Annotated in this window: 20 protein-coding genes and 1 riboswitch; of the genes, 12 read left to right on the plus strand and 8 right to left on the minus strand. The window is 38.2% G+C overall.

Annotation, left to right across the window (positions count from 1 at the left end; genetic code table 11):
• Nucleotides 1–34: 34 nt before the first annotated feature.
• The 6 genes from V7127_RS16830 to V7127_RS16855 form a co-directional block, all read right to left on the minus strand.
• Complete coding sequence (locus tag V7127_RS16830; protein ID WP_335355093.1) at nt 35–1,372, minus strand: UbiD family decarboxylase; 1,338 nt, start codon at nt 1,370–1,372, stop codon at nt 35–37.
• Nucleotides 1,369–1,959, minus strand: a complete 591-nt coding sequence (locus V7127_RS16835; RefSeq protein WP_335487939.1) for a UbiX family flavin prenyltransferase — start codon at nt 1,957–1,959, stop codon at nt 1,369–1,371. The genes V7127_RS16830 and V7127_RS16835 overlap by 4 nt, the downstream gene beginning before the upstream one ends.
• Nucleotides 1,952–2,542, minus strand: coding sequence for a cysteine hydrolase family protein (locus V7127_RS16840; protein ID WP_335346955.1), 591 nt, complete (start codon nt 2,540–2,542; stop codon nt 1,952–1,954). Before V7127_RS16840 ends, V7127_RS16835 begins: the two co-directional genes overlap by 8 nt.
• A 95-nt stretch (nt 2,543–2,637) precedes the next feature.
• Complete coding sequence (locus V7127_RS16845) at nt 2,638–4,107, minus strand: dihydroorotase (RefSeq protein WP_335346954.1); 1,470 nt, start codon at nt 4,105–4,107, stop codon at nt 2,638–2,640.
• 46 nt (nt 4,108–4,153) lie between these two features.
• Complete coding sequence (locus V7127_RS16850) at nt 4,154–5,482, minus strand: nucleobase:cation symporter-2 family protein (RefSeq protein WP_335355090.1); 1,329 nt, start codon at nt 5,480–5,482, stop codon at nt 4,154–4,156.
• A gap of 258 nt (nt 5,483–5,740) precedes the next feature.
• On the minus strand, nt 5,741–6,091 hold the full coding sequence (locus tag V7127_RS16855; RefSeq protein WP_335346952.1) for a Na-translocating system protein MpsC family protein: 351 nt from the start codon (nt 6,089–6,091) through the stop codon (nt 5,741–5,743).
• Nucleotides 6,092–6,240: 149 nt separating this feature from the next.
• A riboswitch (purine riboswitch) is annotated at nt 6,241–6,339 on the plus strand.
• Between the two features lie 297 nt (nt 6,340–6,636).
• Here V7127_RS16855 and V7127_RS16860 point away from each other — a divergent pair.
• The 8 genes from V7127_RS16860 to ade all read left to right on the plus strand — a co-directional run bounded on the left by V7127_RS16860 (nt 6,637) and on the right by ade (nt 15,325).
• Complete coding sequence (locus V7127_RS16860; RefSeq protein WP_335487942.1) at nt 6,637–7,128, plus strand: (2Fe-2S)-binding protein; 492 nt, start codon at nt 6,637–6,639, stop codon at nt 7,126–7,128.
• A complete protein-coding gene (locus tag V7127_RS16865) occupies nt 7,128–7,727 on the plus strand; it encodes a nucleotidyltransferase family protein (protein WP_335346950.1) in 600 nt (199 codons plus the stop codon). The genes V7127_RS16860 and V7127_RS16865 overlap by 1 nt, the downstream gene beginning before the upstream one ends.
• A 42-nt stretch (nt 7,728–7,769) precedes the next feature.
• Nucleotides 7,770–8,645: an FAD binding domain-containing protein gene (locus V7127_RS16870; protein WP_335487945.1), complete on the plus strand. Its 876-nt coding sequence runs from the start codon at nt 7,770–7,772 to the stop codon at nt 8,643–8,645.
• Nucleotides 8,642–10,963 (plus strand): xanthine dehydrogenase family protein molybdopterin-binding subunit, encoded by a 2,322-nt coding sequence (locus V7127_RS16875; protein ID WP_335487948.1) that lies wholly within the window; start codon nt 8,642–8,644, stop codon nt 10,961–10,963. Before V7127_RS16870 ends, V7127_RS16875 begins: the two co-directional genes overlap by 4 nt.
• Nucleotides 10,964–10,968: 5 nt before the next feature.
• Nucleotides 10,969–11,784 carry an XdhC family protein gene (locus V7127_RS16880; protein ID WP_335487952.1) on the plus strand — a complete coding sequence of 272 codons (816 nt, stop codon included), beginning with the start codon at nt 10,969–10,971 and terminating at the stop codon, nt 11,782–11,784.
• On the plus strand, nt 11,781–12,095 hold the full coding sequence (locus V7127_RS16885; protein ID WP_335346946.1) for an XdhC family protein: 315 nt from the start codon (nt 11,781–11,783) through the stop codon (nt 12,093–12,095). The genes V7127_RS16880 and V7127_RS16885 overlap by 4 nt, the downstream gene beginning before the upstream one ends.
• Before the next feature lie 83 nt (nt 12,096–12,178).
• On the plus strand, nt 12,179–13,543 hold the full coding sequence (locus tag V7127_RS16890; RefSeq protein WP_335487955.1) for an NCS2 family permease: 1,365 nt from the start codon (nt 12,179–12,181) through the stop codon (nt 13,541–13,543).
• A gap of 30 nt (nt 13,544–13,573) precedes the next feature.
• Nucleotides 13,574–15,325: an adenine deaminase gene (gene ade, locus V7127_RS16895; RefSeq protein ID WP_335487958.1), complete on the plus strand. Its 1,752-nt coding sequence runs from the start codon at nt 13,574–13,576 to the stop codon at nt 15,323–15,325.
• Between the two features lie 46 nt (nt 15,326–15,371).
• Here the strand turns inward: ade and V7127_RS16900 are convergent, their stop codons facing one another.
• Nucleotides 15,372–17,093, minus strand: coding sequence for a glycosyl hydrolase family 18 protein (locus V7127_RS16900; RefSeq protein ID WP_335487961.1), 1,722 nt, complete (start codon nt 17,091–17,093; stop codon nt 15,372–15,374).
• 191 nt (nt 17,094–17,284) lie between these two features.
• On the opposite strand from V7127_RS16900, the gene plsY reads away from it, so the two are divergent.
• Nucleotides 17,285–17,869 carry a glycerol-3-phosphate 1-O-acyltransferase PlsY gene (plsY, locus tag V7127_RS16905; protein ID WP_335355333.1) on the plus strand — a complete coding sequence of 195 codons (585 nt, stop codon included), beginning with the start codon at nt 17,285–17,287 and terminating at the stop codon, nt 17,867–17,869.
• 156 nt (nt 17,870–18,025) lie between these two features.
• Nucleotides 18,026–18,799 (plus strand): sensor histidine kinase, encoded by a 774-nt coding sequence (locus tag V7127_RS16910; RefSeq protein ID WP_335487965.1) that lies wholly within the window; start codon nt 18,026–18,028, stop codon nt 18,797–18,799.
• Between the two features lie 14 nt (nt 18,800–18,813).
• Here the strand turns inward: V7127_RS16910 and V7127_RS16915 are convergent, their stop codons facing one another.
• Nucleotides 18,814–18,954 (minus strand): hypothetical protein, encoded by a 141-nt coding sequence (locus tag V7127_RS16915; protein WP_335355336.1) that lies wholly within the window; start codon nt 18,952–18,954, stop codon nt 18,814–18,816.
• 285 nt (nt 18,955–19,239) lie between these two features.
• Between V7127_RS16915 and V7127_RS16920 the strand changes: the two genes are divergently transcribed.
• Both V7127_RS16920 and V7127_RS16925 read left to right on the plus strand, forming a co-directional pair.
• Nucleotides 19,240–20,394: a CapA family protein gene (locus tag V7127_RS16920; protein ID WP_335487968.1), complete on the plus strand. Its 1,155-nt coding sequence runs from the start codon at nt 19,240–19,242 to the stop codon at nt 20,392–20,394.
• A 103-nt stretch (nt 20,395–20,497) separates the two neighbouring features.
• On the plus strand, nt 20,498–22,588 hold the full coding sequence (locus V7127_RS16925; protein WP_335487971.1) for a methyl-accepting chemotaxis protein: 2,091 nt from the start codon (nt 20,498–20,500) through the stop codon (nt 22,586–22,588).
• Nucleotides 22,589–22,717 lie beyond the last annotated feature (129 nt).

Consider the following 22,717-nt stretch of genomic DNA (forward strand, 5'->3'; position numbering starts at 1 on the left):
ACTTTAACAGTTTCATTTGATTTTTCTAGTTCCTCTATAAATAATCTTCAAGATTGACTTCAATTGGAATGGATGTTCTTTTAAACATTTCTTCCTCTCCTAAAGGATATGTGGCGTCTATTCCCATTTTATCGGAAACACCTCTTAGGTTATGGGAGGATTCGAGTGGAGAACCTTTAGCTCCAGGTACAATAAATACATCATTAGAGGCCTGAACCCTAGTTGCAATCGCCCATTCAACATCGTCTGAATCGAAAATATCAACATCATCGTTTACGACAACGACATGCTTTAAATCTTTATCACTAGCAAATGCAGCAAGTGCGGCTTGCTTTCCATCCCCTTCAGACTTTTTCTCGATTTGAATGACAGCATGGTAGCGAGCAACACCTCCCATCGGAATATGTACACCTTTAATATTCGGCACGACTTGCCTAACAGTACTTAATAAGGTCGCCTCCCGAACTAGAGCCATTGGCAGTCTTTCTTCATAGCTTGAAGGGAAAATGGTCTGGTTTATGGCTTGATTCCGATAGGTTACAGCAGATATTTCCACGATTGGCTGAGGGGATCTAAACCCATAATAACCGGCCAATTCTCCAAATGGCCCTTCCATCTCACGTTCATTCGGTAACATTCGGCCCTCAAAAACAATTTCCGCTTCTGCTAGAACATCTATATCCACTGTCTTACAGCGAACAACATCTAAGGATTGTCCAAGTAAAGCCCCCGCAACGTCTAATTTATCCGTATGATATAGGTGTGTGCTAATCTGGGAACTCAAAACGACAGCTGGCACTACCCCAAACATAACGGCCACTTCCATTGGCTCACCCAGTTTTTCATAATATGAATACTGTTCCAATAACTCTGGCGAAGTAATTAAAATATTTGTTCGATTTCCGCCTAGATACTGCATTCTCCTTATAGATGTATACCTTTTCTTTCCTGTTACATCCTTTACAACAAGTATCCCTGATACATAATAGGCACCTGAATCCCCTTCGTGAAAGGTCGGTATTGGAAACAGGTCAGCTAAATCGAAATCGCCTGTTACTAAATTTTCCTGTACAGGTCCAGTTTCCTTTAAAGTTGTAGGGATTGGATTAACAATGGAGTTAATGATTTTAGGGATCAGTTCCGAAGCATGTATTCCCATGCTATCAGCAACTAGCTCACGATCTCCGCCTAATCCTGCTGCCATTGCTGATTGATACCCTTTGACTTTTTCAAAGAGGAATGGCTGCTTTCCATTTTTCGTATTTACAACAGCACCTAATTCATAGCGGGGATCTACTTCTCGTTTAATTCGATATAGGAGGCCTCTATTCTCCCAGTCATCTAATAATGCTCTCATTGTTACAGGTATCATGAATTTTCCCCCCACCTTTCCAGCAGTCGATGATCAATATTAAGCATGTCTAAAATTCGGGCTACCATGAAGTTTGCCAGCTCCCATATTTCTGTTGGCTTATGGTAGAATCCTGGAGAGGCTGGCATGATACATGCACCTGTCTCAGCAAGCAGTGTCATATTCCGTAAGTGTATTAGATTAAATGGGGCTTCCCTTGGAACGATAATAAAATTTCGTTTTTCTTTTAAAACTACACCTGCCGCTCTGCTTAGCAATGTATCGCCGACACCATTCGCAATGGCCCCAAGTGTATTCATGGAACAAGGGACTATAACCATCCCGTCTGTCAAATAGGATCCGCTTGCTATCGATGCAAACAAATTTTTATTACTATGGACAGTGGCATATTCTTTAAGCTCCTCCATCTTAACCCCGCACTCAAACTGCATTACTTTCTCTCCCATTTCCGTAACAATTAAGTGCGTTTCTATTCCTAATTGATGAAGAGCGCGGATCAAAGTATATCCATACAATGATCCGCTAGCCCCAGTAATACCCACTAAAATTCTTCTTTTTCGGTCTGTATGAGTGTTAATATTAAACAACCTTTTCGTCTAGGGAGAATTTATTTTTCGCTGCTTCTTTATATTCTTCTGTTGTCATGATATCTCCGAAAATATCAATATCTCTTAATCCGGAAACATGCATATCATCATCTTGAGACGCTGTTCCATCGGAAATACAGATTACATTATATCCATGATATAGAGCATCAGATGCGGTGCTGCGAACACAAACATTTGTCCATACGCCTGTTAAAACGACTGTATCTATTTCCTCTTCCCTAAGGAACAGATCAAAATCGGTATAGCTGAATGCACTATGTCTTCTCTTCTGAACGACATAGTCACCCTTATCCTCTTCCGGCTGCAGCTCAGGTATGAACTCTGATCCCCATGTGCCTTTTACAGCATGAACAGGTCTTACACGGAAATCCCTGTCATTTTTTCGATGAGCCTCCTGTACGTGTACTACCTGAATATCTAAATCGTGAGCAAAATCGATTAGCTCCCTAATTTTAGGGACAATTTTTTCACCACTTTCACAGCGAAGAGCTGCATTTTCACCAATAAAATCATTGAGCATATCAATTACCACAACACAATGTTTCTTTCCTTTAAGTTCCACTTATCTTTCATCCTTTCAGAAAACTGATTTCATTTTTCTTTTTGTTATATCAATATATGAAACTATTCGAATCTACATGATTGAAAACTAAAACATCAATTTTGTGTTACAGCTTCAGCTTCCTTTGTTTCTACTTTTACGGCTTCATATTTTTCATATTTTAATGTTCTTTCCAGTCTCTGAATACTTTGACGAGGCACGTACTCTCCATAGCCTGCTTCTCCGACAATTCCACCGTTATCTTCATCGAAAACAACGTTTCCGCGGATTATTGTCTGTACTGGCTTTCCTTTTAATTTCAAGCCATGTAATGGATTATACTTCGCCATTGATTCGGTTTTTTGTTCATCAATGACATATTCCTTTTCAAGGTCGATTATAGTGAAGTCAGCATCACTGCCAATTTCCATTGATCCCTTTTTCGGATAAATGCCATAATGAATGGCAGCATTCCTGCTCGTAACCTCTACAAAACGTGATAGTGATAGACGGCCTTTATTTAGTCCTTCACTTACTAGGATAGGGACCATTGTTTCTACTCCTGGAATACCAGGGAAAGTATTCCAAATCGTCGCTCCTGGATATTCTTTTTCTGTTGCTATTTCATATGGAGCGTGGTCAGTTCCAACGAAATCGATTGTTCCATCGGCAAGTGCCTGCCAGTGAGATTCATTGTCTTCCTTACCGCGCAATGGAGGAGCAATTTTTGCATATGAACCACGTTCTGACATTGAGTCCTGTGCGTTTAGTACGAGGTAATGAGGGCAAGTTTCAGAAGTAACTTTAATCCCCCGTTTCTTAGCGGCCCTCACTAGCTCCACTCCCTCTTTTGTACTCATGTGCACAACATGGACACGGGCATCTGTTGCTTCGGCAAAGCTTAGAATTAATTCGATTGCGACCTTTTCAGCTAGACTGGACCTGGCCTCTGCCCATGCTGGACCATCTAAACGCCCCTCTTTTTCTAGCTTCTTAGAGTTAAAAGTGCAAATATCATAGTTTTCAGCATGCACACCTATTGGCAAACCTGTTTTTGCCACATGTTTAAAGATTTCAAGCATTTCAGCATCTGAAACCTTTGGGAAAGTTGGTACGGAAGGTGTCATATACACTTTAAAAGCGACAACCCCTTCATCAATTTGCGGATAAATATTATCGATCCAGCCTTCACGGGCATCTTCTCCCGTCATTCCTCCCCAAAAGCAATAATCTATATATGCTTGGTCACGAATCGGACCTATTTTCTTTTGGAAACTATCCCCATCCCGAACAGAAGGCTTGCTGCAGCATGGCATATCAATGATCGTTGTCAATCCGCCAGCTGCTGCTGAACGGCTTCCAGTTGCAAAAGTTTCTCTATGAGTAAAGCCTGGATCCATAAAATGTGTATGCGGGTCAATACAACCAGGAACAACTAGCTTGCCTTCAACATCAATAACCTGTGTAGCATTTAAGAAGCTAATGTCATTGGAATACCCAATAATTTTTCCATCATTTACTAGTATATTCGTTAAGACTTGGCGATCTCCTTGTGGAATATTCGCATTTTTCAGAATTAAATCCATAGTTTATACCCCTTCTGCTATTTTTATTTCTGCTTTATGCAGATTATTAAAGGACATCCATTGAGTGTTCAGTTTTTAACTGATTCATTTGCCCATCTTTAGATATATTTAAATCCTTATAATTAAAGACCACATTTAGTAAAATGGCTGTCAAGCTTCCTATTACTATTCCATTTTCAACGAGTAAACGGGCACCTGTTGGAAGACTGCCAAAGATAGCAGGAACTACCGCAGATCCTAATCCAATTCCAACGGAACAAGCAATAATTAAGAGGTTTTCGTTTTTAGTAAAATCTACAGCTGAAAGCATTCTAATCCCTGATGAAATCACCATACCAAACATTGGAATCATGGCACCGCCCAGGACAGCCATAGGGATGACGGTAGTTAGAGCTGCGATCTTAGGCAAAAGTCCTAAAATCATTAGTATGACCCCAGCAGAGATTACAACGTTTCTAGTTTTTACTTTAGTTAGAGCTACAAGGCCAACATTTTGAGAGAATGATGTATAAGGAAAAGCATTAAATATTCCTCCAATTACAACTGCAAGCCCTTCTGCTCTTAATCCCTTTTTAATATCCTTGGATTCTAGTTTTCGTTCACAAACATCCCCTAATGCTAGAAATACACCAGTGGACTCTATCATACTTACAATGGCGACTAAGGTCATTGTCAAAATAGCTGAGGCATTAAAAGTAGGCAGACCGAAATAGAAAGGCTGAACAATATGAAACCAGGAAGCATTAGCAACCTCCACGAAGCTAACCATTCCCATAAAATATGCGACTATTGTTCCTGCAATTAGCGATAGCAGGACAGAAATTGCTTTCATATATCCTTTGAAGAAACGATTCATTAAGATAATTAGAATCAGTGTAAGTATGGCTAAGAATAAATTTTTGGAGCTGCCAAAATCGGGAGAGCCCAGCCCACCAGCAGCATTATTCATTGCGACTGGAATTAAGGAAACCCCAATAATAGCAACAACTGAACCAGTGACAACAGGAGGGAAAAAACGCATAATTTTACTCATAAACTGCGATAATATCATGACGATAATTCCGGAGACAATGATGGCGCCATAAATCGCGGTTATTCCTTGTAATTGTCCAATGGCTATCATCGGCCCTACCGCTGTAAATGTACAGCCCAAAATGACAGGTAATTTTATACCGAAATGCTTTCCGCCTATGACCTGTAATAATGTTGCTATCCCACATGTAAATAGATCAATCGAGATTAAATATGCAAGTTGTTGAGCATTCAATCCAATTGCAGGTCCTACAATTAAAGGTACAATGACAGCACCTGCATACATTGCCAATACATGCTGAAATCCTAAAGTTCCAATTTTAACAGGATTTAGCTTTTCCAAGGTCAGCCCCCCATATTTACAAAATGTATCTTCTGTATAAACTCGGGATGCATTTCGCTATTTTCCTAATAAATCACCTCCAAAAATAGAAATTTGTATATAAAAAACCGCAGTAATAGAAAACATCTTCCATAAGATGATGATCTACTACTGCGGTTTCATATAACTTCCGTTAAACAAAAGCTAAAGGAACCGCTTTCAAAATGGTTAAGAGTAGTTGCGGCTTGCACAGCTCTCCCAAACAAAATTGATAGCTTATTATTCTTTAAAATAAATGATTGTACATGATTCTTCCGTAACAGGATCGTAATCTTTTAAAATGGTCTTCACTTTAAAAGGCAGCATCTCTTCAATCTGATCTTTAAATAACGATTTGAATTCAACACTTAATGCTGAATCAACCGAAATAGTCAAATGTTGGAAATTTTTACTAAGCATTTGAAGCGACTGGACCCGTTTATGCTGAGCAAAAATGATTACCATGTCATCAAATATTTCTATTCGCTGTTTCTTTACTCCGACACCGTGAATTTCTTGGTTGACTCGGTTATAAAGATGAGCAATATCCTTTTTTAAAGATTGATGGGTATGTATAGAAATAATAGACATAATTGCCTCCCGTTACTCACTATATTAAACAAAGCAAGTTTTATTGTCAATAGTATTATCTGAAAATTTACACTTGACAAAATATTGACATGGCTATTACACTACAAATCAACTTAAACTTTTTTAAAATTTTAACATTTTTGGTCAAATATATCTAATATTATTATTTTCGTATAACCTCAAAAATCGGTTTGAGGGTTTCTACTAGGGACCGTAAATTCCTAACTACGAAAGGGTTTCTTACGTGTGAAAATTTCACGGCAGCCTTTTTGTATGGGAATTTTTTTGTTCCTTAGCCTGAATGCTAAAAAAAGTACTGTTTTAATCCAATGAACACAAACTAACTGCTTATTTTCCTGCAAAATAATGTTATCTTTCAGACACCCCGTGACAGCTACACTCTTCCAATTGCAAAATTTCCTAATACAAAGTCCATTTACCTAATATTCTATTTGAAAAATCAATATAGAAAACACTATTTAACAGTACACCTTATAAAGATTATTCACCAATAAATGAGAAACCAATTATATGGAGGGAAACTAATGAGAGAAATAAATTTTACTGTTAATGGCTCACCTTGTACTGTTTCGTGCCCACCGGCCAAAACTTTGCTGGACGTCTTAAGGGAGGATCTAAAGCTGACAGCCAGCAAGGAATGCTGTGGCAAAGGGGAATGCGGATCATGTTCAGTTTTATTAAACGGTGAAGTGGTCTGCTCCTGTTTGATTCTCGCAGGTCAAGTTGTAAATCAAGAAATAGTAACTTGTGAAGGAGTCGGATTAACTTCAAATATGGATGTTATCCAAGAATCCTTTGTAGTAGAGGGTGCCACTCAATGCGGGTATTGCACGCCAGGCATAATTGTTTCTGCAAGAGCCTTTCTAGATAGAATCGATTATGTGCCAACGACTGATCAAATTAAAACAGCATTAGGGGGAAATCTTTGCCGATGTACCGGCTATACAAAAATAATAAAAGCCATCCAAACTGCAGCTGAAAAGGAAATGAAATTAATAGGAAAAGGAACTACGTAATGAAGGTTTCAGCCATTTTGCTTTCTGCAGGGTTATCAAGCCGTATGAGGCCGCTCCCTCATAAAGGATTGCTTCAATGGAAAGGGAAAACGTTAATCGAACACCAGATTCAAATGCTGTTAAATTCAAATCTGTCAGAAACAATTGTTGTTGTTGGCCATGAGGCTGAGAAATTTTTTCCCATAACAAATCTATACCCCGTTAAAACGGTGTATAACGAGAATTTTCGTCAAGGAAAATGCTCTTCTATCATTAAAGGGCTTCAATCGATCGATCGCGACTCTGACATGATTTTAATTTCAGCTGTTGATCAGCCAATTGATAATACTGTAATTAATCAGCTTATTCAATCACTTCAAGATTCAAATTGTTTAATTGCCATACCGTTAAATAATGGGAAAAGAGGGCACCCTATACTATTCTCGAAAAATATTATTCATGCTCTTCTATCGATACGGGAAGAGACGCAAGGACTGCGTAATATTATTCGCAAATATGAAGACCAAATAGTGGAGTCTGTCATCGAAAATACCCTTATTTCTCAAAATATTAACACTCCGATGGACTACCGAATTTCTCTAAAAATAAGCAATTCTTAGTAGGCAAAGGAAATCATTCAGATTATGTAAGGAGGTCTCTAAATGCTAGTTTCAGAAATTGACGTAATTTCTCCAGCTACATTAATGGAATGCCTTTCGATTATTTCTAATAAAGGCAAAAATTCAAGACTTATAGCTGGAGGAACGGACGCTGTTGTCCGTATGAAGGATGGAAAATGGCGTCCAGAAACATGGGTTAATATTAATGGTTTAAAGGAACTGAGATTCATCCATGAAAAAAATGGAGAAATTCACATTGGACCGTTAACAACCCATACAGATATCGTCCACTCCCCTTTGCTTCAAGAAAAAGCAGATGTGCTTGTAGAAGCATCTAGAGAAGTTGGAGCGATTCAGATGCAAAATATTGGAACAATCGGTGGAAATATTGGCACTGCCTCCCCTGCTGGAGATACAATTCCAGCACTGTATGTGTTAAATACAATATTGGAGCTAAGCTCGTTAACAAATAAACGACTCGTTCCTATTAATGAGTTTTTTATCGGACCAGGCAGAACCGTCCTAAAGGAAAATGAAATGATTACAAAAATCATTATTCAGCCCCAGGATGAAAATGAAATAGGGATATTCCAAAAGCTTGGACCGAGAAAAGCACAGTCAATATCAATTGTAAATGTTGCTATTTCATTATTAATGGGAGAAGGCCGTCAAGTTTTAAAAGGCAAAATTGCCTTCGGTTCCGTAGCCCCAACGATTATTCGTGCAAAAAAATGTGAATCGATTATGACGCTAACTCCATTGACAGATGAATTAATACAAAACATTGCAAAAATAGCCTGGAAAGAGGTTATGCCAATTACGGATGTAAGAGCAACAGCGGAGTACCGCCGTGATATGGCAAGTGCCCTTTTAGAGCGAGGACTTTATCGACTCATCAGGAGGTGGGAGAATAAATGAAACATACAAATGAACAAAGCAATAGCTGGGAATTAAATTGGATCGGAAAAAGAGTAAGAAGAATCGATGGACCTGAGAAAGTAACAGGTGAATTAAAATACATGACAGATTACCATTTTGACAATATGGTTTGGGGAAAGGTTTTGCGCGCCAAATATCCTCATGCAAGAATAAAGTCTATTCAAATTGAAAAAGCTGAACAGCTTCCTGGTGTCGTTTGTGTCTTAACACATAAGGATATCCCTGGATTTAATGGGTTTGGAATCGTTATCCCGGACCAGCCTGTTCTATGTTCTGATATCGTTCGCTGCACGGGTGATGCAGTAGCTTTAGTCGCAGCAGAAACTGAAGAGATTGCTGAACAAGCGTTGGCATTAATTGAAGTTGATTATGAACCGCTTGAGTTTGTGATAGATGCTGAAAAAGCGATGACCCCTTCATCCCCTAAATTGCATCCGGATGGAAATATTCATAGCCATGTCATCATCAAAAATGGCGATACTGAAAAAGCATTTGAGGAAGCAGATATTATTGTCGAGAATACATTCTACTCCCCTCGACAAATGCACGCTTTTATCGAAACAGAAGGCGGATGGGGTGTAATGGATGAGGAAGGCTATATTACCATTCGCTGTCCTGGACAATATGCCCACCGTGACCGGGCGCAAATTGCACGGGCCATTGCATATAACCCAGAAAGGATTCGAGTAATTTCCAGCCCTATAGGCGGTGCCTTTGGAGGCAAGGATGAAATTACTGTGCAAATATACCTAGCCCTTCTTGCCATGTATACAAATGGGCGTCCTGTAAAGATCCATTTAAGCCGAGAAGAATCTGTGATCGCCGGGATTAAAAGGCATCCATTTAAGGTACAAATGAAAACAGCAGCAAAAAAGGACGGTACTTTAATTGCCAATGAAGTAAGAGCAGTAGCTGACACGGGGGCTTATGCATCATTAGGCGGAGCTGTTATAGCTCTAGCCATTGAACATTCATGCGGACCTTACAAAATTCCGAACGTAAACCTTGAAGGGTTCTGTGTGTACACAAATAATGGCATTGCAGGTGCCTTTAGGGGTTTTGGAGTTAATCAGGTTTGCATGGGAATTGAAACTCATATGGACATGATAGCTGAAAAACTAGGGATAGATCCGATTGAAATTCGAAAGAAAAATGTTTATCACCAAGGCGAAATGTCTAGTTTAGGCCATATCGTCCAATCAAGCGTTGGCACGTATAAAACGCTTGAAGCCGCAGAAAATTGTGACCTCTGGAAAAACCGTGAGAAATATAAAAAAGAAGTAAGTGAACCATGGAAAAAGCGAGGTGTTTCGCTTGCCACATCCTTTCACGGAATTGGGATGGGAATTGGATTGCCTGACTATGGTGCAGCTTCCATCGAACTCCTTCCGGATGGCAAGTTTTTAGTGGCAGTTGGCTGTGAAGAAATTGGCGGAGGAAATAGCACCGCCTATGCACAAGTGGCAGCCGAATTATTAAATTGTGATATTCACTTAATTAAAGTCGTCCAGGGTGACACCCTTCAAACACTTGATGGCGGTACGGTAACCGCTTCCCGCTCCACGTATACAGGAGGGAGAGCAGTTGCAACAGCAGCGCCAAAAATGGTAGAGCTGTTAACCGAAACGGCAGCTCAGATACTTAATCTACCCCTAACAAGTATTGAAATTAAACAAAACTGCCTTACAGCCAATGGAGAAAGCCTAACCTATCAACAAATATATAATTACCTGCATGAACAGCATCGGAATACAAGAATTGAAGGACATTTTATTCTCCCAAAAGAAAAGACTGAAATTAAAGGATCTGGCGGAGCCCCCCATCACCTGTACGGGTATTTAACCCATGTTGTTATGGTTGAGGTTGATACATTGACCGGGGAAACAGACGTTCTTCACGTAGTATCTATTCCTGATGCAGGGAAAGTTATTAACCCGCAAGGACTTGAAGGTCAAGCTGAAGGCGGTGCTGTAATGGGTATTGGCTACACCCTTTATGAGGATATAGTGATTGAAAACGGCTATCATAAAACAAAAAACTTTACTGACTATATTATTCCAACTATTAGAGAAACACCTATTATTGAAACCATCCCTGTAGAGGATGCCCCTGAACAATCAGGACCATTTGGCGCTAAAGGAATTGGAGAGGTCGTCATGATTCCAATTATTGCCGCTATCATGTCAGCTATTTATGATGCTACTGGGGCAAGGATCTATCATTTGCCTGCAACACCGGAAAGAATTTTTAATGCCTTAAAAGATCTAAAAAAACAAAAGGCTCATTCTGCTAGGTGATCATAATGATGAATCAAAAGTTATACAATCGATTAACCGAATCACTTAAACAGCGTCAGGATGTCTTTTTCATTACAATTACTGACCATTCAAATTCTTATTTGATAGGACAAAAAGCATTACTATGGCCAAGTGGGGGTATCTACTCTGAAACTCCCCTCTCCCCTGCTCTGCAAAATAAAATGTTGGAAAGCTGTGAAAAGCTAATTCGAAGAAAAAGATCGGGTTTGATTTCATTCCTTTTATTCGGGGATAACGTTGAATGTTTTGCTGAATACTATCCTATTCCAATTCACCTTATTGTAGCTGGTGCGGGTCATGTATGTGAGCCAGTCGTGGAAATGGGAAAAATGCTTGGTTTTTATGTCACTGTCATTGATGATCGAATTGAATTTGCCAATTGGGAGCGCTTTCCCAATGCCGATGAGGTTTGCTGTCAATCGTATATTGACTATTTTCGTAATGTGAAATTAACGGATCATACGTATATCCTTCTAATAACTAGAGGTCATAAATATGATGTATTGAGTTTACAAGAGCTATTAAAGCGGAAAGATAAAGCTGCCTATATTGGAATGATTGGAAGCAGAAGGCGAATTTCTGGTGTTTTCAACGAATTATTGCAGGACTTTCCAGGTGAAAGCTTTGATCATTTATTTACCCCAGTAGGGCTTGATATCGGTGCGGAGACCCCTTCTGAAATTGCAGTTAGTATTATGGCTGAAATATTAAAAGTGAAAAATCGAACATCAGGCAGCTCCTTAAGCAGCAGCATTCGGGAATATGCAAAAATGGGTTTTCATGAGGGGGCAGTAAATTGAAACCATTACAGCTTTTGCAAAGAACAATTGATTTACAGAAAGGGGGTGAGAAAGCAGCTCTAGCAACTGTTATTAGAACTAAGGGTTCGACACCAAGAAAAGCGGGTAGTAAAATGATTATTTTCCCGTGCGGAAAAATTGAAGGTACGATTGGAGGTGGATGTGGAGAGGCGGAAGTCATTGAAAAAGCTTATGAAGTAATTAATAGCAGCAGACCAACTAAATATGTTGTAGATCTTACAAAAGGTTTATTGTATGAAGATGGCGGAATTTGCGGCGGCATTATGGATATTTTTATCGAACCGATATAGTTGATCATCATGGAGAAAAATATGAACCGAGTTGCACTTTCTTAAAGCATTTTTGGTTATTAAAAAGTTAGGAGTGAGCATTCATGTCCATGATTGAAAAGGGTTTAGGATCCAACCTCCCACCAACTAGAAATAACCTATTGGAAAAACTGTTCAAGCTCTCTGAAAGGAAAACAAATGTAAGAACTGAAATTCTTGCCGGTATTACTTCATTTTTAACGATGAGTTATATTATTTTCGTCAACCCTGCCATTTTAGCTGATGCTGGTATTCCGAAAGAAGCCGCACTTGCCGCAACCATTTATGCAAGTGTTTTCTGTACAATCCTGATGGCTCTCTGGGCAAATTACCCAGTTGCAGTTGCTCCTGGCATGGGCTTAAATGCCTTTTTTGCCTATACTGTCGTTCTCGGTCAAGGACTTACATGGCAAACAGCACTTGGAGCCGTATTTATTTCAGGGGTTGTGTTTTTGATTTTGACTGTAACAGGGGTCCGGCAAAAAATCGTTGATGGTGTCCCAGATGTATTAAAATCAGCAATAGCCGTTGGAATTGGTTTATTTATTGCATTTATCGGTTTAAAAAATGCAGAGCTCGTTGTTGCTAATGAGGCTACGTTTGTCGCTTTAGGAGATGTAACAAGTCTTGGCCCGCTATTAGCATTATTAGGATTCATTATTGCAGCCATATTAATGGCCAAACGTGTAAAAGGTGCCCTCCTCATTAGTATATTAGCAACAAGTGTTATCGCAATGATCGTAGGCTTCATTAGTTTTCCGAAATCCATTAGTGATATCGTTTCTTTAAACCTTCCAAGTATGTCTGAAACCTTCCTGGCTATGGACATTATGGGTGCTATTGGATACGGGGTCCTCTCTGTTATTTTCTCATTCACAATTGTTGAATTATTCGATAACCTAGCAACCTTAATTGGATTAACGAAGAAAGCAGGTCTTACTGATGAAAACGGTAAGATTGAAAATTTAGACCGTGCCCTTCAGGCTGATGCGATTGGGACTATGGCAAGTGCTGCTTTTGGAAGCACTGCATTAAATGCCTATGTGGAGAATGCAACCGGAATTTCAGAAGGCGGCAGAACAGGCTTAACCGCTTTAACAGCCGGTGTCCTCTTCTTTTTGGCTTTAATATTTGCACCATTAATTGTTTTCATCCCTTCTGTTGCTACTGCTCCAATCTTAATACTTGTTGGAGCATTAATGATTAGTGAAATTAGGCATATTAGCTTTGATGATTTTACAGATGTCATTCCAGTGTTTTTAACCATTGTTTTAATGCCACTTACATTTAGTATTGCAGAGGGCTTGGCATTTGGTTTCATTTCATATACACTCTTAAAACTTCTAACGGGAAAAAGAAAGCAAATTCATTGGATAATGTATATCGTAAGTGCAGCTTTTATTATAAACTTTATAATGAGTGGACACTAAAGCGATAAATAAGTGAAAGAAGGGTATTGATTGAAGTTAACAAAAGAAATCATGAAACGAAGAATTGATGTAGCAGCTAGAAGAAAACCTGCAGATTTGGTTATAAAGAATGGGAAGATTCTAAACGTTTTCACACGAGAAATTATTGTAGACGATATTGCCATTGTTGACGGCTATATTGCGGGGGTTGGCAAATTTGAAGGATTTGAATCCATTGATGCAACAGGAAAATACATTGTTCCTGGGTTTATTGATGGTCATGTTCATATTGAATCTTCTATGGTCACCCCTCCAGAGTTTTGTAATGTAGTCCTGCCTCATGGGGTTACAACCGTTATGGCTGATCCGCATGAAATTGCCAATGTTTCTGGAACAGCTGGTATTGATTTTATGTTGCAGGCGTCTGAAGAAATTCCGCTCGATGTTTTTTTAATGCTGCCATCCTGTGTTCCTGCTACTCCATTTGAAAATGCTGGTGCAACATTGAATGATGAAGATTTAAATCCTTATTACGAACACCCAAGGGTTATTGGGCTTGGCGAGGTTATGGATTACCCTTCTGTCTTCCAAAATAGCGATGAAATGCTTAATAAACTAGAGAGTGCCAGTATAAAAGGAAAATGCATTGACGGCCATGCATCGGGACTTGATGCAAATGGTATTAATGTTTACATGGCTGCTGGGATACGAACAGATCACGAATGCGTAACAGCGGATGAAGCTCTTGAAAGACTTCGAAAAGGAATGTATGTTATGCTGCGTGAAGGTTCAGCCGCAAAAGATTTAGTTGAACTATTACAGGCAGTTAATGAAAATAATTCACGCCGTTGTTTATTCGTTACCGATGATAAGCATTTGGATGAATTAATTGATGAAGGAAGTATCGATTTTAATATTAAGGTAGCTATTAGGGAAGGTATTGACCCAATACTTGCTATTCAAATGGCAACTTTAAACGCAGCAGAATGCTTCGGCTTAAAGACGAAAGGGGCAATTGCTCCAGGATATGAAGCTGATATCTTAGTCTTAAATAATCTAGAAACAATTGAGATTGAACAGGTTTTTAAAAGCGGAAAGCTTGTTGCTAAAAACGGGAAAGTAATCTCCCCTATCAAGTCAAAGGCTGCTCCCCCTCCTACTATTATTAACAGTATAAATATGAATCAGATAAATAGTGAGGATCTAACAATCAGCCTTAAAGATAGCAGACGGGCCAATATTATTGAGATATTACCAAATATGATTGTAACAAAGCATATCATTGAGGAAGTTGTGAGTGAAAATGGCCTTTTTCAAGCAAATATTGAAAAGGACCAATTAAAATTAGCTGTCCTTGAGCGTCATAAAAACACAGGCAACATCGGTCTTGGAATCATCAAAGGCTTAGGAATTATTAATGGTGCAATTGCTTCTACTGTTGCGCATGATTCACATAATATCGTGGCAGCGGGCACAAACGATCATGATCTTGTCAAGGCTATTAACTTAACTAGAGAGATGAACGGAGGTTTAGTTGTTGTCCAGAACGGAGACATTCTTGCTTCTCTTCCATTGCCTGTAGCTGGTCTCATGTCAAATTTGAATTACGAGACAGTTAATGAGAGAATCAATGAGTTAAATAAAGCCTTAATGACCATTGGCTGTTCCATGGAATTTAATCCGTTTGTAACCCTTTCTTTCCTGGCTCTGCCTGTCATTCCCGAATTAAAGCTGACAGATATCGGATTGTTTGATGTTAAAACCTTTAAACATATAGAGGTTGGAATAGATTCATCACATTAATTTACAAAAAAAGGTGGTTCACTATTAAATAGCAAACCACCTTTTTTTATTTTTTCGTCAATTGTTCATTACCAAGTGATAAAGCCGCCCAGGCTGATTCGTCAGCAAAATATCTTGACCAGCTGGCAACCCCAGCTAAATTGTATTTTCTCGCTAAATCAGCCCGTTTCTTTAAGGAAAGCTCATCCTCAAGCCAGATTTTATAAGTCGTTTGTTCCTTTTCCGAATATATTTCAGCATAGTTTTGACCGCTCGCTTCGTCATAAACAGGAGTCAGTTCATTTGCTTTCAGCCATTGCTTTACTTTCGCCATTGATAGAGCTTTAGAAGAAACTTCCCCATTGTCTTTCTGCTCCCACAACCTTGTATATAGCGGAACACCAAGAATTAGCCTGTCGTTTGGTACAACTTCAAGCAGCCTTTTTAGATTTTCTTCAACCCATGGCAAGCTAGCTACACTCCCCGCTTTTGGAGATGTGCCCCAATGCTCGTCATATGCCATGACTACCATATAATCAACGAGATTGGCGAGCTTATCTCTCTCATAAAAAGCAGACCAGTTCCCGCTTGAGGAAATAAAAGTAATATCCATGGAAACTACAAGACCTGCTTCATGAAAATATGGAACAGCTTCACGTACGAACTGAGTAATAAGAGGACCATCTTCAGGATTCACATTTTCAATATCCAAATTTATGCCGTTTAACTGATATATTTGGCTAAAATGGAGAAGCTGGCGAATCATTTTCTGTCTGGTTTCAAAATTCTTGAACGCCTCATGTGTTAAGGCCGGATCAAATGCATTGGAAAATAACCCCCAAACTTGATAGCCCTGATTTTGTGCCCAATTGACAAATTCAAGAGAACCGAGGTTTTTTATTCCCCCTTCCGGATCAGCTAATTCAAACCATGTAGGTGAAATAACATTGACGCCTGACATAATAGGCATTTGGGCTGTGTCTGGATTCTTCGTATAAACGGCCTCCCAAGTAAGCTGGATTGGCCCCTCAATTTTAGGTACAACCACTTCTTCATGAGCACGATTAATGGTAACTATTTCAGTCTCCCCAGTGGTTATATAATCTTTTTTTATATACCCTGCCACACCATTTTCTTTTCTAGCAAAATAGTAATCTTCCTGCTCACTTTCAACAAAAAGCATCTCACCATTCTCTACTTGCCCTGTATAAGGTGCCTTTAGACTGGCATCAGTTCGTAAACGAAGCTTTTCTTCATTCACTTCCTTATTGATCACCTTAGCATGAAGGATTTCCTGATCATTTTTCTTTATCCAAATAGCATTTGTTTCTGGCATAATCGTGTACTCGAATGGATAATAAGTGAGTAATGGTTCAATTGCCAGATACATATCATGATCCTTAGTTTTAAACACAGAAAAGTGTAATTGAACAGGTTCTTCGTTAACATAATAGGTAAGCGATTCGGAAGGCATTTGAATAACTTTATTTTTTGTAGTGATAATGACGGAGTTTGATTTTTCATCAAAAGTGATAGCATCATCAAAATTTTCTTGTATGAAAGAGATTGGCAAATATACGCTATTTCCTTCAATTATGGCATTTCCAGATTGTATACCTTCATATAATATTGGGTTTTCCCCATGGAAATAAGATTCAGTTTCTTTTGATGCAAATGGGTATAAAAGTAAGATAATACTTGAAATGATTAAGAAACATGCAAACAAAAGCCCACCTGCTATCCATTTCATAGATAGAGGCTTCTTTTTATGAAATTCTATACGAGCCATTCCCTTTCCCCCTTAGGTCTATCGTAACGAAAAATTCAACTAATGGGAAGGCATTTTAGTGGAATTAGGCTTCCTTTATTCACCAAGTCCAACCATGGCTTTAAAAATAGTAATTTTTCTTTATTGACATGGCGTGATGAATTAAAAACATGGTACAATTACTCGTAGATATTATTGAAGGAGAATTTTTTATGGTAATAAACGGAATCATTATTGTTTTAGCTTATTTACTAGGGTCCATTCCATCCGGCTTAATTATCGGGAAGGTGTTTTACGGGGTCGATATTCGCCAGCATGGCAGCGGAAACTTAGGTGGAACAAACACTTTCAGAACTTTGGGAGTTAAAGCGGGCATGGCTGTAACAATTGCAGATATATTAAAAGGTACGGCTGCTGTTTTACTTCTCTTATTTATCGATGGTGACATACATCCGTTAATCGCTGGTATTTTTGCGGTTATCGGTCATATGTATCCAATATTTGCAGGATTTAAAGGTGGAAAAGCTGTTGCAACTTCTGGAGGTATTTTATTAGGCTATGCCCCTCCAATGTTTATCATCATGTTATTGGTTTTCTTTATTTGCTTATACATAACAAAGTATGTCTCACTTGCTTCCATGCTTGCGGCTATTGCAGCTGTCATTTATGCCTGCGTCATATGGGATCCGCCTCTCATAATTGTCGTATCACTACTGGCTTTCTTTGTCATTTATCGACATCGTGCCAATATTAAACGAATTATGAACAAATCGGAACCGAAAATAAAATGGCTTTAACAAATGAAAAGTTATTAAACAGCAGAAATCTAATTCTGCTGTTTTTTTCTTTATAAGGACTCAACTTTCATTTCTCAATAAATGATACAAAATAATACATATCCCGCTTTTTTTCGTCATAGATTAGATAGAAAACAATTTTAGAGGTGATAAATCTTGGTTTCTGTCCAATCCAATTTTCAAAACTTACAAGAAAATAGTGAGCTTTCAAATCCAGAAATTCATCAGGTCCCGAACATTACCGATAATCTGTCAAATGTAAGCAATCTAGCGGCAGTGATCGCTCATGAAATTAGAAATCCTTTAACAACAGTAAAGGGATATATCCAACTTATAAAACCTTATTTATTCGAAATGGGTATAGAGCATTATGCCGATATTGCGTTAGATGAGATCAACCGGGCGAACGAACTGATCTTTGACCTTTTGAATTTATCGAAACCTCAAGTTAACCAAAAGAAGGCGGTTTCATTAAATCAGTTATTAAAGGATGTAACTAGGCAATACGAAGGTGAAAAAATAATAAACAATATAAAAATGGAAGTTCAGCTTTCCTATGAAACTCTCATTATCCTTGCGAATGATAAGCAATTGAAACAAGTGTTAACAAATATAATAAAAAATGCAATCGAAGCGATTATGATAAAAGGCAATGAAAATTGTAAAAAAATCACTCTCTCTTTAAAAAAAGAGACATCCCAAGCCTACATCATCATTGAAGACAATGGCTGTGGGATGACAGCTGAAATACTCGAACATATTTTTACACCGTTTTATACGACAAAGGAATCCGGCACAGGAATCGGGCTCTCCATATGCAAAAAAATTATTGAAGCTCATAATGGAAGCTTTCATATTAGCAGCTTAGCTGGAAAAGGCACTAATATACAAATAAAATTGCCTCTTTATAATCAGAAAAGCGGAGCCTAATGGCTGCCGCTTTTTCACACTTTTAATAATTGAAATCTGCCCGTTCCAAAAACATCTTTTACAAAATCCAGCTTTGTATGTTCAAAATAGACTAAATCCTTTTGATGAATTAATAGGTGAATCCCTTCCACTGTAAACTCTTTGTCCTCACTCAATGGCCGCTCTTCCAGAGACAGCTTTAATTGGGGGCCGCCTCAGCCAATTCCCATTGATAAACGGATATACAACTTCTCCGTTTCATCCTTCTGTTCCTGCTTAATGGCATTCTCCATAATATTTACTGCACTTGCTGTCAATTTTATCATGTTATCACCTCTACTTCCTTAGTATATCGTATTTCCTTTCTTTCTTACGAGTATTCTAACTCAAGTTTAAAATATTGTCGAAAAATTCCTATTTTTGTATTATAGTAGATTTAATATGGCAATAAGGAGACTTTTATGAAAAAGAAATTATCGATTATTTCCTCTATTGTTTTTTGTTTAGCACTAATTATTTTATCAACTGCTCTGATTCTTAAAATGTATAATGAAAACGAAAATAGTAAAGCTTTTCCATTAACAGTTCAAGTACATGCAGCAAAACAAGCATCTGTTAGCCATAAGCAAATAATTGAAACAGTAACTCTTGGAGCAATTGGTGATATTCTAATTCATGATTGGGTTTATAATGATGCCAAAACGCAAAGTGGTTATGATTTCACCCCAATGTTTCAGCCTATTATACCTATTCTTCAGGAACCAGATATCCTTCTCGCCAATCAGGAAACAATATTAGGAGGAGAAGAATTCGGCATTTCTAGCTACCCTCTTTTTAACAGTCCCCAGGAAGTCGGAGATGCATTACTGCAAGCAGGTGTAGATATAGTCTCAACAGCAAATAATCACTCACTTGACAAAGGAGAAAAAGGGCTATTGGCTTCCATTGACTATATGGATAAAATCGGACTTCCTCATGTTGGCACATATAAAAGCCCAGAGGACCAGAAATCACTAATCATCCTCAATAAAAATGGAATTAAGGTTGCCTATCTGTCCTATACTTATGGGACAAATGGGATACCCATTCCTAAGGGTAAGGATTTCCTCGTTAATTTAATAGATAAAGAAGCAATGAAAGAAGAAATACACCGTGCCAAACAAGAAGCAGATGTCGTTGTTATGAGCCTGCACTGGGGAAATGAGTATCAGCGTTTCCCCACTGCTGAACAAAAAGAATTAGGACAATATTTAATTAATGAAGGAACAGATATTTTATTTGGTCATCACCCTCACGTATTACAGCCGATGGAATGGCTAACAGCACAAGATGGAAGAAAAGCACTAATTGTATACTCATTAGGTAACTTTCTTTCCGGACAAAATTGGGATTACAAGGATATTGGCGGGATGGTGACCATTAATATTACAAAAAAGGTGAATGAAAATGGCGTCTCCATTACACTCGACAACCCTAATTTTTTCCCAACCTATGTCTCAAAACAAAATCTTAGAAACTATCGAATCCTCCCACTAATCGAAGCAGAAGATTTCGGTTTAAAAAATGCACAAGAGAAATACTTAGAAATTCAGCAACATATGATCGGCAGTCTTTAGAAAACTTGAATTATTAGAAAATGTAATACAACTTTCAAATTTTCGGATTAGGTCTTCCTCCCTATCATATATAATACAGTTAGTAGAGCTTAGGGGGGATTTCATGTCACTAAAAACAAAACTCATTTTTGGTGTACTATCTACAATGATACTTATCATTGCCATTAGTACTGGTTTTACCTATATTTCTGTGAATCTATTTTCCGAAAATGGCCGGAAGTTAACAAATGGCCTTTCAACGGACGCTCAAAGGGATGTAAGTGGTTTTGCTGAACATTACGCAGGTACTTTGACCTATCACGAAACGAAAAATGTTAAAGCATCTATAAATCAAATCATTTCACGTGCAAAGAGTGATTTAGCAACGATCGCTAGTTTTAATGAAGTTTATTCAGATAGTCCAGAGGAATTGGTCATTTTATTTGAAAAAATAGCAAAGCAGAATGATCTTATTTCTAATATGTACTTAGGTACTGAAAACAAGGAATTTTTCATTTATCCAAGCGACTATAATCTCCCTGATGATTATAATCCGACAGCTAGGCCGTGGTATGCACCTTTAAAGGAAAGTGGGAAAAATGACTACTTTATTACCGATGCTTATCTTGATGCCGGCACAGATACATATATGGTAACTGTCAGTATGCCTCTTTACTTAAATGACCGATTGTATGGTGTTCTTGGTGCAGATTTATCACTCGAAAAATTAACTGCATCTATTGCAAATACGAAGGTTGGAAATACTGGATATGTGATTTTAACCGATAAAGAAGGTGCCCTCTTAGCCTATAAAGAACATGATCTTGTTGCAAAAAATCAAAATATCTCTTCTCTGCCGATATTTAAAGAAAAAAGCAACGGCAACATTTATTTAGATATTAACGAAGTGACGTATGTTAGTGAAAAAGATGAGGAAACAGGCTGGCAAATTTTTTCAGTTCTGTCCCAAGATGAGATTAAATCCTTTTCCGAACAGATTTCGCAAAACATGAGTAATCGAATAGCAACTGCCGATAAGGAGCTTGAAGGCATCTTTTCAAAACTATTATCTATTCAAATTATTATTGTCCTGATCCTTCTCGCTATGTCTATTTTAATCAGTTTCTTTTTCGCTAAGTATTTCATCGGGCCTATAATTAAGCTATCCGATTTTCTAAAATCTGTAGCAAATGGTGATTTGTCTATGAAAATGGATATTAAGTCAAAGGATGAGATCGGTCATCTATTTCATTCTGTCAATCATATGATTGATAGCTTAAGATCGATGGCCAATAAAATGAGTCAGCTTATACATAATGTCGAAAATGATTCTAAGATTCTAAATGAACAGGCAAATATTTCAACACATGTAACCAATACAGTTAGTTCTGCCATGGATGAAGTAGCGAGTGGATCTGAGCAGCTTGCTTCTGATATGGTAAATATCTCTACGCATGTAGAAAACAATGATCTAGCTGTCCGTTCGATGTCTGATCGAATCAGTAAAATTGTAGATCATGCAAGAGAGACGAAATCTGTTACATCAGAAGGACAGGCAGCGATGGAAAATATGAATAATAAAATGAATATGATTGTCAGTCAGTCTAGGGATTCTGCGACAATTATGAAAAAGCTTGATAGTAAACTGCAAACGATAAATGATATTACCTTACTTATCCATGATTTATCTGAACAAACTAACCTCCTCTCCTTAAATGCTTCTATCGAAGCGGCTCGAGCTGGGGAACAAGGAAGAGGTTTTGCGGTAGTAGCACAGGAAGTAAAGAAACTGGCTGAGCAAAGCCGCCAATCTGTTGATGAAATATCTAGTCTTATTTCAGAAATACAGCTGGATTCATCAAAAGCTTTGGAAAATATTGATCTTGGCAGAGAATCAGCTGTTGAAGGTGCAGTAATGGCAAACGAAACCGCGAAAAGCTATTCTAAGATGTTTCGCTTTATTGAGAGTCTCGCTCATGATATCGATGAAATCGCCAATGCAAGTGAAACACTTTCTGAAAGCAGCCAATCAATTTCTTCTTCAGTTGATAGCGTTGTATCCATTTCTCAGCAAACATCTGCAGGTGTTGAGGAGGTTGCAAGTATAACTGAAGAACAGAAACAATCTGTTCATGAAGTCAAGAAAATTTCTGAGAATTTACGTGAGCTGACAGACGAATTAAGAAAGTCTATTGAGCATTTTAAAATTGGTTAGTAGAAATATTCAATATTAGATTTATAAATGAGCCTGGTAAACCCATGGCTCATTCTTTTGTATAAAGTGAAACTTCAATCAGTGGGGGTTTTCTTTCATCCCCTACTGATTGTTAGTTGCGGCCCACAG

Origin of the sequence: Bacillus sp. JJ1773 (assembly GCF_036962035.1) — a bacterium.
Lineage (GTDB): Bacteria > Bacillota > Bacilli > Bacillales > Cytobacillaceae > Cytobacillus.

Excerpts from the sequence above, each read along its gene's own strand:
- V7127_RS16830 (WP_335355093.1), bottom strand. The coding sequence starts at position 1,372 with ATGATACCTGTAACAATGAGAGCATTATTAGATGACTGGGAGAATAGA.
- V7127_RS16845 (WP_335346954.1), bottom strand. The coding sequence starts at position 4,107 with ATGGATTTAATTCTGAAAAATGCGAATATTCCACAAGGAGATCGCCAA.
- V7127_RS16855 (WP_335346952.1), bottom strand. The coding sequence starts at position 6,091 with ATGTCTATTATTTCTATACATACCCATCAATCTTTAAAAAAGGATATT.
- V7127_RS16860 (WP_335487942.1), top strand. The coding sequence starts at position 6,637 with ATGAGAGAAATAAATTTTACTGTTAATGGCTCACCTTGTACTGTTTCG.
- V7127_RS16865 (WP_335346950.1), top strand. The coding sequence starts at position 7,128 with ATGAAGGTTTCAGCCATTTTGCTTTCTGCAGGGTTATCAAGCCGTATG.
- V7127_RS16870 (WP_335487945.1), top strand. The coding sequence starts at position 7,770 with ATGCTAGTTTCAGAAATTGACGTAATTTCTCCAGCTACATTAATGGAA.
- V7127_RS16875 (WP_335487948.1), top strand. The coding sequence starts at position 8,642 with ATGAAACATACAAATGAACAAAGCAATAGCTGGGAATTAAATTGGATC.
- V7127_RS16880 (WP_335487952.1), top strand. The coding sequence starts at position 10,969 with ATGATGAATCAAAAGTTATACAATCGATTAACCGAATCACTTAAACAG.
- V7127_RS16890 (WP_335487955.1), top strand. The coding sequence starts at position 12,179 with ATGTCCATGATTGAAAAGGGTTTAGGATCCAACCTCCCACCAACTAGA.
- V7127_RS16900 (WP_335487961.1), bottom strand. The coding sequence starts at position 17,093 with ATGGCTCGTATAGAATTTCATAAAAAGAAGCCTCTATCTATGAAATGG.
- plsY (WP_335355333.1), top strand. The coding sequence starts at position 17,285 with ATGGTAATAAACGGAATCATTATTGTTTTAGCTTATTTACTAGGGTCC.
- V7127_RS16920 (WP_335487968.1), top strand. The coding sequence starts at position 19,240 with ATGAAAAAGAAATTATCGATTATTTCCTCTATTGTTTTTTGTTTAGCA.
- V7127_RS16925 (WP_335487971.1), top strand. The coding sequence starts at position 20,498 with ATGTCACTAAAAACAAAACTCATTTTTGGTGTACTATCTACAATGATA.